The sequence below is a fragment of the Micromonospora sp. NPDC049060 genome (assembly GCF_040649055.1).
Lineage (GTDB): Bacteria > Actinomycetota > Actinomycetes > Mycobacteriales > Micromonosporaceae > Micromonospora > Micromonospora reichwaldensis.
This window is the reverse complement of the sequence record NZ_JBEZEV010000038.1, coordinates 21702-37371: the sequence shown is the minus strand read 5'-3', so window position 1 is coordinate 37371 and position 15670 is coordinate 21702. Positions and strand designations below refer to the sequence as shown.

At 75.8% G+C, this 15670-nt stretch carries 14 protein-coding genes; 5 read left to right on the top strand and 9 right to left on the bottom strand.

Annotated features, from left to right (window positions below; genetic code table 11):
- Positions 1 to 46: 46 nt before the first annotated feature.
- Positions 47 to 838, top strand: coding sequence for a TetR/AcrR family transcriptional regulator (locus AB0B83_RS16155; protein WP_357578858.1), 792 nt, complete (start codon positions 47 to 49; stop codon positions 836 to 838).
- An 83-nt stretch (positions 839 to 921) separates the two neighbouring features.
- On the top strand, positions 922 to 1902 hold the full coding sequence (locus AB0B83_RS16150; RefSeq protein ID WP_357578857.1) for a helix-turn-helix domain-containing protein: 981 nt from the start codon (positions 922 to 924) through the stop codon (positions 1900 to 1902).
- Positions 1903 to 2120: 218 nt separating this feature from the next.
- On the opposite strand, the gene AB0B83_RS16145 is transcribed toward AB0B83_RS16150, so the two are convergent.
- Genes AB0B83_RS16145 through AB0B83_RS16110 form a run of 8 tightly spaced genes read right to left on the bottom strand, consistent with a single transcriptional unit; the run spans position 2121 to position 10796 of the window.
- Positions 2121 to 3104, bottom strand: a complete 984-nt coding sequence (locus tag AB0B83_RS16145) for a DNA topoisomerase IB (RefSeq protein WP_357578856.1) — start codon at positions 3102 to 3104, stop codon at positions 2121 to 2123.
- A complete protein-coding gene (locus AB0B83_RS16140; RefSeq protein WP_357578855.1) occupies positions 3088 to 4041 on the bottom strand; it encodes a glycosyltransferase family 9 protein in 954 nt (317 codons plus the stop codon). Before AB0B83_RS16140 ends, AB0B83_RS16145 begins: the two co-directional genes overlap by 17 nt.
- Positions 4038 to 4739 carry an SDR family oxidoreductase gene (locus tag AB0B83_RS16135; protein WP_357578854.1) on the bottom strand — a complete coding sequence of 234 codons (702 nt, stop codon included), beginning with the start codon at positions 4737 to 4739 and terminating at the stop codon, positions 4038 to 4040. The genes AB0B83_RS16140 and AB0B83_RS16135 overlap by 4 nt, the downstream gene beginning before the upstream one ends.
- Positions 4736 to 6295: a PfkB family carbohydrate kinase gene (locus AB0B83_RS16130; RefSeq protein ID WP_357578853.1), complete on the bottom strand. Its 1560-nt coding sequence runs from the start codon at positions 6293 to 6295 to the stop codon at positions 4736 to 4738. Before AB0B83_RS16130 ends, AB0B83_RS16135 begins: the two co-directional genes overlap by 4 nt.
- Positions 6296 to 6308: 13 nt before the next feature.
- Entirely contained in the window at positions 6309 to 6965 is a 657-nt protein-coding gene (locus AB0B83_RS16125) for an SIS domain-containing protein (RefSeq protein WP_357578875.1), read from the bottom strand.
- Positions 6962 to 8176: a glycosyltransferase gene (locus tag AB0B83_RS16120; RefSeq protein ID WP_357578852.1), complete on the bottom strand. Its 1215-nt coding sequence runs from the start codon at positions 8174 to 8176 to the stop codon at positions 6962 to 6964. Before AB0B83_RS16120 ends, AB0B83_RS16125 begins: the two co-directional genes overlap by 4 nt.
- Positions 8161 to 9138 carry a glycosyltransferase gene (locus tag AB0B83_RS16115; RefSeq protein ID WP_357578851.1) on the bottom strand — a complete coding sequence of 326 codons (978 nt, stop codon included), beginning with the start codon at positions 9136 to 9138 and terminating at the stop codon, positions 8161 to 8163. The genes AB0B83_RS16120 and AB0B83_RS16115 overlap by 16 nt, the downstream gene beginning before the upstream one ends.
- Positions 9135 to 10796, bottom strand: a complete 1662-nt coding sequence (locus tag AB0B83_RS16110; RefSeq protein ID WP_357578850.1) for an HAD-IIIA family hydrolase — start codon at positions 10794 to 10796, stop codon at positions 9135 to 9137. The genes AB0B83_RS16115 and AB0B83_RS16110 overlap by 4 nt, the downstream gene beginning before the upstream one ends.
- Positions 10797 to 11081: 285 nt before the next feature.
- On the opposite strand from AB0B83_RS16110, the gene AB0B83_RS16105 reads away from it, so the two are divergent.
- From AB0B83_RS16105 to AB0B83_RS16095, 3 genes are all read left to right on the top strand, one after another.
- Positions 11082 to 11510, top strand: coding sequence for an SRPBCC family protein (locus AB0B83_RS16105; RefSeq protein WP_357578849.1), 429 nt, complete (start codon positions 11082 to 11084; stop codon positions 11508 to 11510).
- A complete protein-coding gene (locus AB0B83_RS16100; RefSeq protein WP_357578848.1) occupies positions 11507 to 12508 on the top strand; it encodes an SDR family oxidoreductase in 1002 nt (333 codons plus the stop codon). Before AB0B83_RS16105 ends, AB0B83_RS16100 begins: the two co-directional genes overlap by 4 nt.
- A gap of 118 nt (positions 12509 to 12626) precedes the next feature.
- Entirely contained in the window at positions 12627 to 13394 is a 768-nt protein-coding gene (locus tag AB0B83_RS16095; protein ID WP_311414284.1) for a polyprenol monophosphomannose synthase, read from the top strand.
- 662 nt (positions 13395 to 14056) lie between these two features.
- Here the strand turns inward: AB0B83_RS16095 and AB0B83_RS16090 are convergent.
- A complete protein-coding gene (locus AB0B83_RS16090; protein ID WP_357578847.1) occupies positions 14057 to 15661 on the bottom strand; it encodes an NAD(P)/FAD-dependent oxidoreductase in 1605 nt (534 codons plus the stop codon).
- Between the last annotated feature and the right edge of the window lie 9 nt (positions 15662 to 15670).

Here is a 15670-nt window from a genome sequence, read left to right as displayed (position 1 = left end):
GCGTACGTCATACGCTGTTCTGCGTGCACCATACGCAGAAGCTAGGATGGCGGTCAACACCGCGTACCGGGAGGTGAGGATGAGCGACGCCGACGTCGAGCTGCCGGAGAGCATCGAGCTCGCCTGGGGCCTGCGGGAACGACCCGGCAAGGGACCCCGGCGCAGCCTCACGATGCGGCAGGTGGTGGCCGCCGGCATCCGGGTGGCCGAGGCCGACGGGCTGCCGGCGGTGTCGATGAGCCGGGTCGCCGGCGAGCTGGGCGTGGCAACCATGTCGCTCTACCGCTACGTCTCCGCCAAGAACGACCTGCTGGAGCTCATGGCCGACACCGCGTACGGGGACCCGCCCGCGCCACGCGCCCCGGGCGAGGGCTGGCGGCCGGCGCTCGCCCGCTGGGCGCTGGCCAACGTGACGGCCATCCACCGCCACCCGTGGATCCGGCAGGTCCCGATCAGCGGCCCGCCGTTGGGCCCCAACCAGGTGCGCTGGATGGAGCAGGGGCTGGCCGCCCTGCACGGCACCGGCCTGCACGGCGTCGAGCGGCTCTCGACGATCATGCTGGTCAGCGGGTACGCCCGGAACTGGGCCACCCTCACCGCCGACCTCGACGAGGCTGCGGCGCGCGAACAACTCGACCCCGACGACGCCGGGGTGCGGTACTGGCAGCAGCTCGCCCTGCTGACCCGGCACGGCGCCTACCCGGCGATCCGGGAGCTGCTGGCGGAGAGCGTCGAGGGAGAGCAGGACGAGGTGTTCGACACGGAGTGGCAGTTCGGCCTCGACCGGATCCTCGACGGCGTCGAGGTGCTGATCCGGGGCCGGACGGCCACGGCCTGACCCGGGGCCGGGAAACGCGCTGGGCGGGGCGGGTGCCCACGATGGACAATGGGCGTCGGACCGGCGCGAGGACGGGGGAGCGGATGCTTCGGCGGACCGTCGTCGACACCGAGCAGGTGCCGGCGGCCGAACGCTTCGACATGTGGCTCGACGTCGTGGCGCGTACGGCCTCGCCGCTGCGGATCCGCACCGAGCACGCGCACGACTTCACCGCCCGGGCGGAGATCGTCGAGCTCGGCCCGATCCAGGTGGTCAACTACCGGTACCCGTCGCTGGAGGGCGTCCGGACGCCGAGGCTGGGGCGCGAGTCGGCCCCGGAGATCTACACGCTGGCGCTCACCGTCGACGGGGACGGCGCGGCCAGCCAGGCCGGCCGGAGCAGCGTGCTGGGGCCGGAGGAGTTCATCTTCTACGACGGGTCGCGGCCGCACGGGGTGCGGCACGTCGGCGACGACAGCGGCCGCGATCCGGCCCGTTCCGTCGTGGCGCTCATCCCGCACGCCGCGCTGCCGCTGTCGCCGGACCGGCTGGCGCCGCTGCTCGGCGGCCGGATGTCGGGCACCGAGGGGATCGGCGCGCTGCTGGCCCAGTTCCTCCTCCAGATCGCCCACCATCCCGAGCAGTACCACGCCGCCGACGCCGCCCGCCTCGGTGCCGTCGGGCTCGACCTGGCGTCCACCATGCTCGGTCGGCACCTGGTGGCCGAGGACGTGGTGCCGACCGAGGTCCGCAGGCGCGCCCTCGTCACCCAGATGCGGGCGTACATCCAGCGGCATCTCGGAGACGCGACGCTGAGCCCGCAGGTGGTGGCGGACGCGCACCACGTCTCGCTGCGTACCCTGCACCGGCTCTTCGCGGCCGAGGAGTCGACTGTCGCGTCGTACATCCGGGAGCTGCGGCTGGCGCGGTGCCGGCACGACCTCGCCGACCCGGGCCTGCGCGGCCAGCCGATCCAGGCGATCGGGGCGCGCTGGGGCTTCCCCGACAAGGCCCACTTCAGCCGGATCTTCCGCAAGGCGCACGGCGTCGGGCCGCAGGCCTGGCGGGCCGGCCAGGCGGAGTGAGCGCGGCACGGAGAGTCAACCCGGCGGCGTCCACGGTCAACCCGGTCGGGGCAGACTGACGTCGAGGTGTCCGATCCCTGCCTGCCCCGGCGCCGGCCGGGATCGGACCGCCGACGGGGGCCGAGGCGAGCCGCCCGCCGCCACGGGGGAGGCGGGCGGTCGCCCGGTGACCCGGACCGGCCCCGGCGCCCCCACCACAGGACGGCGCCGGGGCCGCCTCAGGCGTCCTCCAGCAGTTCGAGCACGATCCGCTCGGCCTTCTCGCGGGGCGTCGCGGGGTCGACCGGGGCCACCACGCCGTCGTGGAAGAGGTCGACCACGCGCGGGTCGACGTAGGACGTGCGGGCCACGGTGGCGGTGTTGCCGAGCAGCTCGGCGACGTCACGCATCACCGCCGCGACCGCCCGCCTGCCGGCGGTCGCCGAGCGCGGCGGGCCCACCGTCGCCAGTTCGGTCGCCGCCCGCACCGTGGCGTGCCAGGTACGGAAGTCCTTCGCCGTCATCTCCCCGCCGCTGGCGTCCCGCAGGTACTCGTTGACCTCGTCGCTGCGCACGTCGCGCCAGTCCCCGCCGTCCCGGTAGCCGAACAGGCGGTCGGCCGACCGGCGCTGGCGGCGCAGGTTGACAAGCACCCGGCACAGCTCCGGGTCCTCGATGCGACGCACCTGCTCGACGCCGCCCTTGGCGGGGAACTCGAACACCACGCAGCCACCCCGGGACCGGGCATGCTCGGGGCGCAGGGTCGACACCCCGAACGTCGGCTCGTCGCCGGCCGCGTACTGGTCGCTGCCGACCCGGAACGTGCCCATGTCCAGCAGCCGGGTCACCGTCGCCAGCACCCGGTCGCGGTGCAGTCCCCGGCCGGACAGGTCCCGCCCGACCCGGTCGCGCAGCACCGGCAGCCGGCGGGCCACCTCCAGCACGTGGTCGAACTTCGCCTCGTCGCGCCTCGCCCGCCACGTCGGGTGGTAGAGGTACTGCTTGCGCCCGGCCGCGTCGATGCCCGTGGCCTGGATGTGCCCGTTCGGGTACGGACAGATCCACACGTCGCGCCAGGCGGGCGGGATCACCAGGTCACGCAGCCGGCCCAACCGGTCGGGGTCGCGGACCGGCTGCCCGGACGGGTCCAGGAAGAGCCAGCCCCGGCCGCGCCGGCGTCGCCCGTACCCCGGCCTGCCCGGATCACTACGCCGCAACCGCACGGGAGACCCGCACCGCCCGTTCCACCTCGTCCACGGCGGCCACCACCTCGTCGACCCCGATGGCCGCCAACGTCGGATGGCTTCCCACCCCCTCCCACCCGGGCCGTCCCTGTCCACCCGCCCACAGCACCCGGTGCCGGGGCCGGCCCGGCGGCGGCCCCCAGCGCGCCGGGGAGACCGGGCCGAAGAGCACCACCGACGGCGTGCGATAGCCGGTCGCCAGGTGCGCCACGCCCGTGTCCCCGCTGACCACCAGCCGGGCGTACGCCACCAGCGCGGCCAGTCGGCCCAGGTCCGTCCGGCCGGCCAGCACCGCGTCGGCGGGCAGCCCCGCGGCGTCCGCGATCCGCTGCGCGGTGGCCCGCTCGTCGGGGCTGCCGGTGAGCACCACCCGGTGCCCCCGGGCGGCCAGGTCCCGCGCCAGCGCGGCGAAGCGTCCGGGCGGCCAGCGCTTCGCCGGGATCTTGGAACCCGGGTGCAGCACGGTCACGCCGGTCGGGACGCCGCCGGGAGCCGGGCGCCGCAGGTCCAGGTCGATGCGGTCGGCGGGAATGCCGTACCAGTCGAGGAGCCGGCACCAGCGGTCGACCTCGTGTTCGTCGTCGCGCCATTCGGGGCCGTCGTGATGGCCGGCCTCCGGGCTGGCGTAGGCGAGCAGCCGACCGGGACGGGTGCCGGCGAGCATCCGGTGCGACTCGGGCCCCCGGCCGTGCAGGTTCACGGCGACGCGCGGCGTCCCCAGGGCCGGGCCGGGGCGACCGAGCCCGTCCGTGGGCACCAGCCGGTCGACGCCGCCGACCAGGGCGACCAGCGGTGCCAGCCAGCCGGGTGCCGCCAGGACGAGATCCCGGCCGGGGTGGGCGGCACGCAGGGCGCGCAGGGCCGGGACGGCGGTGGCGAGGTCGCCGACGCCGAGGGCGCGCAGGGCGAGGATCACGGGTAGGAGGTCTCCTGGTCGGCGCAGACGACCATCTCGCGGACGGCGCAGCCGGCGGGTTGGGACAGCGCGAACATGACGGCGGCGGCGGTGTCGGCGGGGTCGTTCAGGACGGCGTCGGGACCGGGCTTGTACGCGGCGTCGCGCTCGTCGAAGAAGGCCGTGCGCATGCCGCCGGGGATGAGCAGCGTGACGCCGACCCTGCCGGCGAGTTCGGCGGCGAGGGCCCGGGTGAAGCCGACGACCCCGAACTTCGCGGCGCAGTACGCGGTCGCGTCGGCCACGGCCTTCACCCCGAGCGTGGAGGCGACGGTGACGACGCTCCCCCGGGAGGTCTCCAGGAAGGGCAGAGCGGCCCGCACGACGGCCGCCGTGGCGAGCAGGTCCACGGCCACGATCCGCTCCCAGGTCTCGCCGGGGGTGTCCGCCAGCTTCCCGGGCACGTCCATCCCCGCCGCGGTGACCACCGCGTCCAGCCCGCCCGAGCGCTCGGCGAGCTGCCGGGTGGCGGCCTCCGCGGCGCGGGTGTCAGCCAGGTCGCACTCCACCCACGGCACCCCGTCGGCGGGCGCCTGCCGGTCCAGCACCAGGGGACGTCCGCCGGCCCGGGCCACGGCCGCGACCACGGCGGCGCCCAGGCCGCTCGATCCGCCCGTGACGAGCACGGTGCGCCCCGCGCCGGGCGCCCCGGCGCTCATCGGGTGCCCTCCGTCGTCGTCGGTGCCGCGAGGCCGGCCCGCGCCCGTCCGGGCTCGCCGCCGGGTCTCCCCGAGGCGCCACCGGGAGCGGGACCGGCCGGCGGCACGATGTCGGTGAGCGGCGGCCCGTCGAGCGGCCCGGCGGTGCCGGTGGAGCGGGCGGCGGCGATCAGCCCGGTCGTGGAGCGGCCGTCCAGGTACGGCACCACCACGGCGTTGCCGCCCCAGCGGCGCAGGACCTCCGCCTCGGGCAGGGCGGGCTCGCCGCCGTCACCGGCGTAGTCGCCACCCTTCACCCAGACGTCCGGCCGCAGCCACGACAGCGCCGCGTGCGGGGTGGCCTCGTCGAAGATCATGACCGCGTCGACGCAGCTCAGCGCCGCAAGCAGCCGGGCCCGGTCGCCCTGCGGGATCACCGGCCGGTCCGGGCCCTTCAGCCCCGACACGCTCACGTCGGAGTTGAGGCAGACCACCAGGCAGTCGCCGAGCTGCCGGGCGGCCTGCAACGTCGCCACGTGCCCGGCGTGCAGCAGGTCGAAGCAGCCGCCGGTGGCCACCACCGTCCCGCCGGACGCGCGTACCGCCGACACCACGCCGGCCGCCGCGGCCACGCCGACGCGCTCGCCGCCGGGGCCGGAGACCGCCGGCGGCAGCGGACGCACCGCGCGCGGCAGCGCCGTCGCCACTCCCCCGCCGGCCACGTACGCCGACGCCTCGGCGACCGCCTCCTGCACCGCCTCGGAGACCAGCGCCCCCCGCGCCAGGGCGAGGCTGGCGGTGGCCGCGAACCGGTCACCGGCCCCGCAGGTGTCCCCCTCGGCGACGGCCGGGGCGGGCACCACCATCGGCGTCGCGCCGGCGTGGCAGAGCAGCGCCCCGTCCCCGCCCAGGGTCACCGCGACCGCGCCGGCGCGCCAGCGCTGGCGCAGCCCCTGCGCGCCCCGCGCCGCCGTCGCCAGCCGAGTCGCCCCCGGCGTGACCGTGACCAGCTCCCGCACCTCGGACTCGTTGGGGGTCACCAGGTGCACCCCCGCGACCGCCTCCGGTCCCCGTGGGTGCGGGTCCCAGACCACGGGGGCCCGGGTGGCGGCGAGCGCCGCCCGCAGCGCGGGCTGCCGGGCGACGCCCCGGCCGTAGTCGCTGACCAGCACGGCGGAGGCCCGGGCGATCATCCGCAGCACCGCCTCGGACGGCTCGCCGGGCGTACCGGCCGCGCCGCCCCGGTCGTGGCGCAGCAGCACCCGGCCCCGGGCGCGCAGCCGGACCTTCTCCGGCGTGCCGCCGCGCAGCCCGAGGGGGTACACCTGCACGCCGGCGTCGGTGAGCAACGAGGCGAGCCGGGCACCCCCCGCGTCGTCCGCCAACGCGGTCACCAGCACCACGTCGGCGCCCTGCGCGGCGGCGAAGACGGCGGCCAGCCCGGCGCCGCCGGGCCGGTCGACGTGCGCGGTCTCGTCCAGCACCGGCACCGGCGAGTCCGGGCAGAGCCGGTTCACCACCCCCTCGACGTCCCGGTCCAGCAGGGTGTCACCGACCACCACGACGGGTCCCCTCACGCTTCCCTCCTCATCACGCCTGGACCTGCTGACCTGCACCGCCGTCGAGCACCACCTCGACCCCGGTCCGTACGGGCGCCCCGGGCGCGGCGGGCGCCACCGGCAGCGCCCGCTCGACGTACTCGCAGAGGAGGTGGCTGGTCACGAGATGGAGTTCCTGCACGACCTGGCTGTCGGCCGAGCCGACAGCGAGCACGTCGTGGCACAGCTCCGCCAGGGGGTTGGGGGCGGGGCCGGTCAGGGCCCAGCAGGTGAGCCCGCTGTCGCGGCCGGCCCGGGCGGCGGCGAGCAGGTTGGCGCTGGTGCCGCTGGTCGACAGCAGCAGCAGGACGTCGCCGGCGCGGCCGTGGGCGCGTACCTGGCGGGCGAAGACCTCGTCGTAGCCGTAGTCGTTGCCGATGGCGGTCATCGCGGAGGTCTCCGCGTGCAACGCGATGGCGGACAGGGGCTGGCGGTCGTCGCGGAGCTTCCCGACGAGTTCGGCGGTGAGGTGCTGGGCCTCGGCGGCGCTGCCGCCGTTGCCGGCCACCAGCAGCCGCCCGCCGTCGACCAGCCGACGCGCGAGGGCCTCCCCCCACCGGGCCAGCAGCGTCTCGTGCCGCCGGAAGGGCACCAGCGCCGCCGCCAGGTTCGTCAGGTGCGCGTCCAGCGGCGTGGGTGCCGCCATCAGGCCACCACCCGGGTCGGCCGGTGGACCGCCACGTCGCCGTAGACCTCCACCAGCCGCTCCGCCGTGGCCGCCCACGAGTACCGCCGCCGGGCCCGTTCCCGCGCCGCCGTCGCGTACGCGAAGCGGCGGATCCGGTCGTCGAGCAACCCCTGGATCGCGGCGCCCAGCGCACGCGGGTCCCGGGCCGGCACCAGGTCGCCGGTGACGCCCTCGACCACGGTGTCCTTGATCCCGCCGACGGCGGTGCCCACCACGGGCACGCCGCACGCCATCGCCTCCAGCGGGGTGAGCCCGAACGGCTCGTACCAGGGGGCGGCCACCAGGACGTCCGCCGAGCGGTACCAGCGGCCCATCTCCTCGCGGGGCACCGCGCCGACCAGTCGCACCCGGTCGGCGACCCCGCAGCTGACCGCGAGGGCGCGCAGCCGGCGGGCGTACGGGTCGGTCTCCAGCAGGCCGGCGGGTGGGCCGCCGACGACCACGCACTCGGCCTCGGGCACGTACGCCATCGCCCGCACCACGGTCTGGAAGCCCTTGCGTTCGACCAGCCGGCCGACGGTCAGGATCCGCGGCCGGCCGTCCTCCCGCTCGGCGGTCGGCCCCAGCGGGGCGAACGTGCCCAGGTTGACGCCGGACGGCACGACTGTCATCCGGGAGCGGGGCACGCCCATCCGGACCAGCTCGCCGACCTCGTCGCGGCACTGGGCGATGACCCGGTCGACGGCCCGGCCCAACTCCCGCTCGTAGCCGATCCGGCGGGCCGGGCTGGTGTCCTGCACGCCCTGGTGCCGCCGCTTGACCACCCCCAGGGCGTGGTACGTCTGCACGACCGGAACGCCGGTCTGCCGGCTGGCCGCCAGCGCGGCGAGGCCGCTCATCCAGAAGTGCGCGTGGATCACCTCGGGCATCCAGTCGCCGCCCCGCCACCGGTCGACCAGCCAGCGGCTGAACTCCCGCATGTGCGGCAGCAGGGCGTCCTTGGCGACCGGCTCGGCCGGCCCCGCCGGGACGTGCACCACGTCGTAGCCGTCGGCACTGCGTACGGTCACCGGCAGGTCCACGGCGTCGCGGCGGGTGTAGACCCGCACCTCGTGTCCGGCGGCCGCGAGGGCGGCGGAGAGCTCGGCGACATGCGTGTTCTGACCGCCGGCGTCCTCGCCGCCCAGGATGGCGAGCGGGCTGGCGTGCTCCGAGATCATCGCGATGCGCATACTTCCTCCTCCAGCAGCCGGTCCCAGTCGGCGAGGAAACGGTCGAGGCCGTAGCGGTCCCTGGCGGCGACGCGGGCCCGCTCCCCTGCCCGGCGTGCCTCCGCCGGCTCGTCGACGAACCGGCGGGCGGCGTCGAGCAGGGTGTCGAGCCGGGTGGACAGCGCGCCCGCCTCCGGTGGCACCGCCATCGCCGCCTCCGTGGCGGCCAACGCGACCACCGGCATCCCCATGGACATCGCCTCGATCAGGCTCAGCCCCAGCGAGGTCCACCGGCACAGGTGCAGGTACGCCCGCCGCCGCCCCAACTCGGCGTGCATCCGGTGCTGGGGCAGGTCGTCGTGGCTGGTGAGCCGGTCGGCGGGCAGGCCCAGGTGCTCGGCCAGCCCCGCCACCTTCATGCCGAAGACGTCCAGCGGGGCGATCTCGGCGAAGCGGGGCAGCAGGTCGGTGCCGGTGACCCGCCCCCGGCGTACCGGCTCGTTGATCACCACCGCCAGCCGCTCGAGCTCGCCCGTGTACCGCACGGCGGGAGGGACGATGCCGTGGTCGACCACGGTGGTGCGGGTGGCGCCGGTGTCCCAGAACAGCTCGTTGAACCCGGTGACGTGCGCGACGAGCAGGTCGTCGCGGTCGGCCATGGGGTGCCGGCTGTTGGGCACGTCGCCGTCCTTGGGCGTGTTGTGCTCGACGTAGACGGCGGGTACGTCGCGGCCGGGCCGCCGGCCGAGCCACCGCTCGGCGAGGTCGATCTCCTCGGGGCGTTGCAGGACGACCAGGTCGACGTCGGCGGTGCGCAGCTGCTCGGGGGTCACCTCGACGGCCGTGTCGGGCCACGGGTAGGTGCGGGCGCGGCCGAGGCCGTAGGGGCCCCGGTCCGGGGTGACGGGCACCAGGTACCGGTGCTTGCCGTGCACGAACGACGTGGTCCAGGAGCCGTGCACGTGCCACAGGAGCAGGTTCATCGGCCGCTCCCGCCGGTGGTGGCCAGCGTCGGCCCGCCGGCGGACGGGCTGCCGGTGGGCGGCCCCGACCGGACCGACGGGGTCACCCCGAGCAGCCGCAGCGCGTCGACGACCTCCTCGGGGTCGACGTTGCTGAGGCAGGGGTGTCCGGGCACCGGGCAGCGCGCCGCCCGGGTGTCGCGGCAGGCGGCCTCCGCGTCGCCGAGGCGCACCGTGGGCACCCGCCACGGCCCCCACTGCCCGAACGGCACCGTGGGGGCGAACAGGCTGACCACCGGCACCCCGTGGGCGGCGGCGAGGTGGGCGGGGCCGGTGTTGCCGACCACGACCGCGCCGGCGCCGGCGACCGTCGCGGCCAGCCCGGCGAGGCCGGTCCGCCCGCCCAGGTCGACGGCGACGTCCCCGGCCACCCGCGCGGTCAGCTCCTGCTCGTCGGGGCCGCCGGTGACCACCACCCGGTGGCCGGCGGCCGTCAGGGCGCGGGCGATCCGCGCGGCCAGCTCCGGCGGGCAGCCCCGGGCCTGCGCCGCCGAGCCGGGGTGCAGCACCACGTAGCCGGGCGCGCCGACCTCCGGCGGCGGCGCCTGTGCCGGACGCAGGCGCAGGGCGGGTCCGTCGTGGTCGGCGAGGGCGAAGCCGGCGGCGGCGGCGAGGGAGAGCGCGCGTTCCGGTTCGGGTACGCCGGCAGGCACGCGGTGCCGTACGTCGAGCAGGCTGCCCGGGTAGTCGTCGCTGATGGCGCTCACGCGTCCGACCCCGGCCAGGCGCAGCAGCAGGGCCAGGGGCAGGGGCGACTGGTGGAAGCTGGTGAAGACGACCGCCTCGTCGGCGTGCACGGCGGCGAGCCGGTCGGCGAGTCGACGCATGTCGGCGGGGTCGACGGGGTCGGGGGCGGGGTCGATCCAGGGCAGCCGGTGTTCGACGATCTCGTCGACGCCGGGCAGGAGTTCCGCCGCGGCGCGTCCCCGGGGCCCGCACAGCAACACCACCCGCTCGGCGTGGGCGGCGACGGCGCGGATGGCGGGCCCGGTCACCAGCACGTCCCCGGCCGAGTCGGCGCGTACCACCAGCACCGTTCCCGCCTGCCGCCCGCCGGCGCCCCGCGCGGCGTCGGTGCCGGTGTCGGCCTGCCGGTAGGTGGCCGGGTCGAGCGCCGCCTGGCGGCGCAGGATCTCCGCCACCGCCGCCGGGAGATCGGGGGCCACCTGCGGGGCGGCGGCCACCTCCTGCGGGCGGGTCACCGGCGTGGGCACGAGGATCCCCGACGCGCCCGCGGCCGACGCCGCGATCATGTCCCGGCCGATGTCCCCCACCAGCACGCACCGCGCCGGCACGGTGCCCAGTTCCCGCGCCGCGGCGTGCACCAGCCCCGGCGCCGGCTTGCGGCACCCGCATCCGTCGCCGTCGTCGTGCGGACACACCAGCCAGGCGTCGAACGGCCCCAGCAACCGCTCGACCCGGGCGTGCACCGCCCGCATCTGCGCCTCGGTGAACAATCCACGGGCCAGGCCGGACTGGTTCGTCACCACCGCCAGCCGCAGGCCCGCCGCCCGCAACCGGTCCAGGGCGGCCCGCGCTCCCGGCACCGGCCGTACCTTCTCGGGATCGCCGTTGTACGGCACGTCCTCGATCAGCGTGCCGTCGCGGTCCAGCAGCACCGCGTCGAACAGGACGGGCCCGGACCCCGCCGCGCCAGCGCCGGCAAAAACCCGGGCTGACCTGCGCTGATCCGGCTCCACCTGGTCCTGTCGCACAGCCGGCGGGTTCCCGGCGCCCCGGGGAGTAAACGTCGTCCCGGACGCGCCCCCCGCGTCGTACGCCAACGGCGCCGACACGCCGGCTCGCAGGTGCCGTTACCCGTCGCCCGGGAGAAGCTAACCCGTCGGCACCGTTAGCCCCGGGCGCACCCAGGGTATGGGAGCGCAGTGGCGATTGTGGAGAAAGTGATCAAAGCTTCCCCGCAGCAGGTCTGGGCGGTGCTGGCGGACGGGTGGACGTACAGCGACTGGGTCGTGGGCACGGTGCACGTGCGCGACGTGGACGACGCCTGGCCCCGGGTGGGCAGCCAACTGCACCACAAGGCCGGGCCCTGGCCGTTCTCCCTGCACGACGTCTCCACGGTGCTGACCTGCGACCCGTCGCGCCGGTTGGTGATCCGCGCCGGGCTCTGGCCGGCCGGGGAGGCCATCGTGGTGTTCACCCTCGAAGCGGTCGGCGCGGACGCCACCCGGGTACGCATCGGCGAGGACTTCGCCGCCGGTCCGCTGCACTGGATACGCAACAAGATCAACGACCTGGTGCTGCACCAGCGCAACAAGGAGACCCTGACCCGGCTGGCCGACATCGCCATGCGGCAGAAGGCGGACGCATGACGCAGACCGTGGTGGTCACCGGGGCGAGCGCCGGCGTGGGACGGGCGGTCGCCCGCCGGTACGCCGAGCGCGGCGCCCGGCTTGCGCTGCTCGCCCGTGGCGAGGCCGGGCTGGCGGCTGCCGAGCGCGACTGCCGGGAGCTGGGCGCCTCGGAGGTGCGCACCTACCGGGTGGACGTGGCCGACGCCGGGGCGGTGCAGCAGGCCGCCGACGACGTGGTGCAGCGGTTCGGCGGCATCGACGTGTGGGTGAACAACGCGATGGTCTCGGTCTTCGCCCCGGCGTGGGAGATCCCGGCCACCGAGTTCCGGCGGGTCACCGAGGTCAACTATCTCGGCACCGTGCACGGCACCCTCGCGGCGCTGCGGCACATGCGGGCACGTGGGCGGGGCGCGGTCGTGCAGGTCGGCTCCGCGCTGGCCTACCGCGGGATCCCGTTGCAGTCGGCGTACTGCGCGAGCAAGCACGCCGTCCAGGGCTTCAACGACTCGCTACGGGCGGAACTGCTGCACGACTGCCCGGGCGTGAAGCTGTCGATGGTGCAACTGCCGGCGATCAACACCCCGCAGTTCTCCTGGGTACGCACCCGGCTGCCCCGGCACCCCCAGCCCGTACCGCCGATCTTCGCACCCGAGGTGGCCGCGAAGGCGATCGTCTGGGCGGCCGACCACGGGCCGCGCGAGCTGAACGTGGGTGGCCCGACCTGGCGCGCCCGGCTCGGCGACGTCCTCGCCCCCGGCCTGCTCGACCGGAAGCTGGCACGCGACGGCCACGACAGCCAGCAGACCGAGACCCCGATCGCCCCGGCCGCCTGGCGGGACAACCTGGACCGTCCCGGGGACGACGAACGGGACCGGGGCGCGGCGGGCGTGTTCACCGACCGGGCCCGGGGCCGCTCGGCCGCCCTGTGGATCGGTACGCACAAGCCGGCCGTCTCCGGCGCCGCCCTGGCGGGCCTGGCGGTGGCCCTCACCGCGCTGGCCCGCCGCCTCCGCTGACCCGGAACAGGCCCTCGCCGGGGCGGAAGACGGGGCGGTAGGGGTGGCCTTTTCGACCCGGATGTGGCAACTGGCTACGCTCTGAGGGAGCCCTGTCCGCCGACCGAGGATGTCCGACATGATCGAACCCGTGCAGTTGCCCGTGCCGTGGCGGGACGCACGCCTGACCGTCGTGGTTCCCACCTACAACGAGGCGGGCAACCTCCCGGTGCTGGTCGAGCGGCTGCTGGCCCTGCCGCTGCCGGGCCTGAAGATCCTGGTCGCCGACGACAACTCGCCGGACGGCACGGGTGAGGTGGCAGACAAGCTGGCCATCGAGCACCCCGACCGCGTCGAGGTCGTGCACCGGGCCGGCAAGGAGGGCCTCGGCCGGGCCTACGTGGACGGCATCGGGCGCGCCCTCGAGGGCGGCGCCGAGTACGTGGCGCAGATGGACGCCGACCTGTCGCACCCGCCGGAGGCGCTGCCGGGCATGCTCGGCGCACTGCTCTCCACCCAGGCCGGCGTCGTGATCGGCTCCCGGTACGTGCCGGGCGGCGAGCTGGACGAGAACTGGCCGCTCTACCGGCGGGCGCTCAGCGGCTGGGCCAACCTCTACGTGCACACGCTGCTGCGGGTCCGGATCCGCGACCTCACCGCCGGCTTCAAGATCTGGCGGGCGGACGCGCTGCGCGACATCGGCCTGGAGCGGGTGCAGTCCAACGGCTACAGCTTCCAGGTGGAGATGCACTACCTGGCCACGAAGCTGGGGCACACCATCCTGGAGGTGCCGATCCGCTTCGAGGAACGGCGCGACGGCGCGTCCAAGATGACCACCGCGACCAAGATCGAGAGCGCACTGATGCCGTTCAAGCTGCGCAGCAAGCACCGCAACATCGAGCGCTGACCGGACCCGATCCCCGCTGTGCTGCTCCGCCCCGCTGCCACGCCATGCCCTGCCCTGGTCCTGGGTCCCGTTCAGCGGGCCGGGCCCGGGGCGGCAGGCGAACGGCGGCGGACGACGGACGGGTGGAGCAAGGACGAAGGCGAGCGGTAGCGGCAGCGAGCGGCGGACGGGCGACCTTGGCTCCCGGCCGTCCGCCGCGCGGAACGTCCGACACCCGGCACCGCAACTTCGGAGCGTAACCCTCACCTTCCGTGACCATCGAGCTCGCCTCGGGATCGCCGCTCTGCGCCCTTTGCTCTGCAGCCACGGACGCACCACGGCGCTGACCTGGGGCTGACTCGCCAACGGTGCGGCGGACCCGCCCGCACACCGTTACCCGCAGCAACCGTTGCGTATATGGATGCAGAGCAAAGGGTGCGGCGAGCGACCCTAGCGGCCAGCGCTCCCATCACTGTCCGTCAACGACTTTGCCCACAATCCGCCAGCGGGCACGCGCCCCTCCGGGTGCCCTGCTGGCCCGGATCCACGAAGAGCCGGCCTGTTCATCCAGGCCGCAGTACACATCGCCCCGCGCCCCGCGCACGACGCCCCGCGCCCCGCGCACGACGCACGGCCGGCGCACGGCGCACGGCGCGAGCCTGTCGCCTTCGCCGTGCTGGCGGTCAGCGGTAGATCGCGCGGTGGGCGGCGTCGATCCCGGCCGCGTACAGCGGGCCGGTGAGGGCGCGGTCGCGGGCCAGGGCGGCGCGGGCCGCGTTCGCGCCGGGTGCGCCGTGCACGCCGCCGCCCGGGTGCGCCGACGCGCTGGCCAGGAAGAGCCGGTCCACCGGGGTGTCCGCGCGGCCCAGGCCGGGGATCGGACGCAGGAACAGCTGCTGGTACGCGGCGGCGGTGCCGCCGCCCAGCGCGCCGCCGACCAGGCTCGGGTCGCCCGCCTCCAGGTCGGCCGGACCGGCCACGTGCCGACCCACGATCAGGCTGCGGAAGCCCGGCGCGGCCTCCTCCAGCACCTGCTCCATCCGCTCGACGTGCGCGGCGATCTCCTCGGCCCGCCACTTCTGGCGGAACGGCAGATGGGTGTACGACCAGAGCGACTCCGTGCCCGGCGGCGAGTGGCTCGGGTCGGCCACCGACATCTGTCCCAGCAGCAGGAACGGGTCGCGCGGGATCTCCTTGCGGGCCAACGCGGCGGCGTAGCTGGTAAGGCCGTCCAGGTCCGCCCCCAGGTGCACGGTGCCGGCGTTGGCGACCGCCCGGTTGGTCCACGGCACGGGGGCCGACAGCGCCCAGTCCACCTTGAGGGTCGAGCCGTCCCAGCGGAAGTGCGCCAGGTCCTCCACCAGCCGGGGCGGCAGCGCCGCCGCGCCGACCAGGTCCAGGTAGAGAGCGGGCGCGGGGACGTCGGCGAGCACCGCGCGGCGGGCCCGCCAGAGGGCGCCGCCGGTGGTACGCACGCCCATCGCCCGGCCGCGGGCGGTCAGCACCCGGTCGACGTGTGCGCCGTAGAGGATCCGGCCACCCCGCTCGGTCAGCCGGGCCACCAGCGCGTCGGTGATCTTCTGGGCGCCGCCGTCGGGCACCGGCCAGCCGACCTGCTGGCCGAGCATGGCGAGCAGCCAGCCGTACACGCCGGAACCGGCCTCCTCGGGCGACAGGTCGGTGTGCAGGGCGCAGCCGGCCAGCAGCACCGGGCCGCCCTCGCCCTCGAAGAGTTCGTCGCCGAGCTTGCGCACCGGCACCACCAGCCGCCGGGCCAGTCGCAGCGCCCCGGACACGCGCAGCCGGCGCAGCAGGGTCAGGCCCCCACGCACCGGCGGGAACGGCCTGGTGATGCTCTCCAGCATCGGCTCGGCCACCTGGCGCCAGTCGTCGTACGCGTGCAGCCAGCGCTTGCCGTCGCCCGGGGCGAACGCCTCCAGCGAGGCCGCGGTGGCCTCCGGGTCGCGGTTGAGCACCGCCGCCCGGCCGTCGGGCAGCAGGTGGGCCAGCACGTCCGGGGAGTGCCGCCAGCGCAGCCCGTACCGGTCGAGCCCCAGCCCGCGCAGCACCGGCGAGGCGTAGCCGAGGGGATAGAAGGAGCTGTAGAGGTCGCTCAGGTAGCCGGGGGCCGTCACCTCGGCGGAACGCACCGCCCCGCCCGGGGTCTCCGTGGCCTCCAGCACCAGCACGTCCCAGCCGGCGTCAGCGAGCAGATTGGCGGCGACCAGGCCGTTGTGGCCTGCTCCCACGATGACGGCGTCCGCGCTCTCCGCGCCGGGCGAACTCATCCGATCCGC

Excerpts from the sequence above, each read along its gene's own strand:
- AB0B83_RS16135 (WP_357578854.1), bottom strand. The coding sequence starts at position 4,739 with ATGAGCGCCGGGGCGCCCGGCGCGGGGCGCACCGTGCTCGTCACGGGC.
- AB0B83_RS16095 (WP_311414284.1), top strand. The coding sequence starts at position 12,627 with ATGATCGAACCCGTGCAGTTGCCCGTGCCGTGGCGGGACGCACGCCTG.
- AB0B83_RS16115 (WP_357578851.1), bottom strand. The coding sequence starts at position 9,138 with ATGAACCTGCTCCTGTGGCACGTGCACGGCTCCTGGACCACGTCGTTC.
- AB0B83_RS16120 (WP_357578852.1), bottom strand. The coding sequence starts at position 8,176 with ATGCGCATCGCGATGATCTCGGAGCACGCCAGCCCGCTCGCCATCCTG.
- AB0B83_RS16100 (WP_357578848.1), top strand. The coding sequence starts at position 11,507 with ATGACGCAGACCGTGGTGGTCACCGGGGCGAGCGCCGGCGTGGGACGG.
- AB0B83_RS16150 (WP_357578857.1), top strand. The coding sequence starts at position 922 with ATGCTTCGGCGGACCGTCGTCGACACCGAGCAGGTGCCGGCGGCCGAA.
- AB0B83_RS16090 (WP_357578847.1), bottom strand. The coding sequence starts at position 15,661 with ATGAGTTCGCCCGGCGCGGAGAGCGCGGACGCCGTCATCGTGGGAGCA.
- AB0B83_RS16155 (WP_357578858.1), top strand. The coding sequence starts at position 47 with ATGGCGGTCAACACCGCGTACCGGGAGGTGAGGATGAGCGACGCCGAC.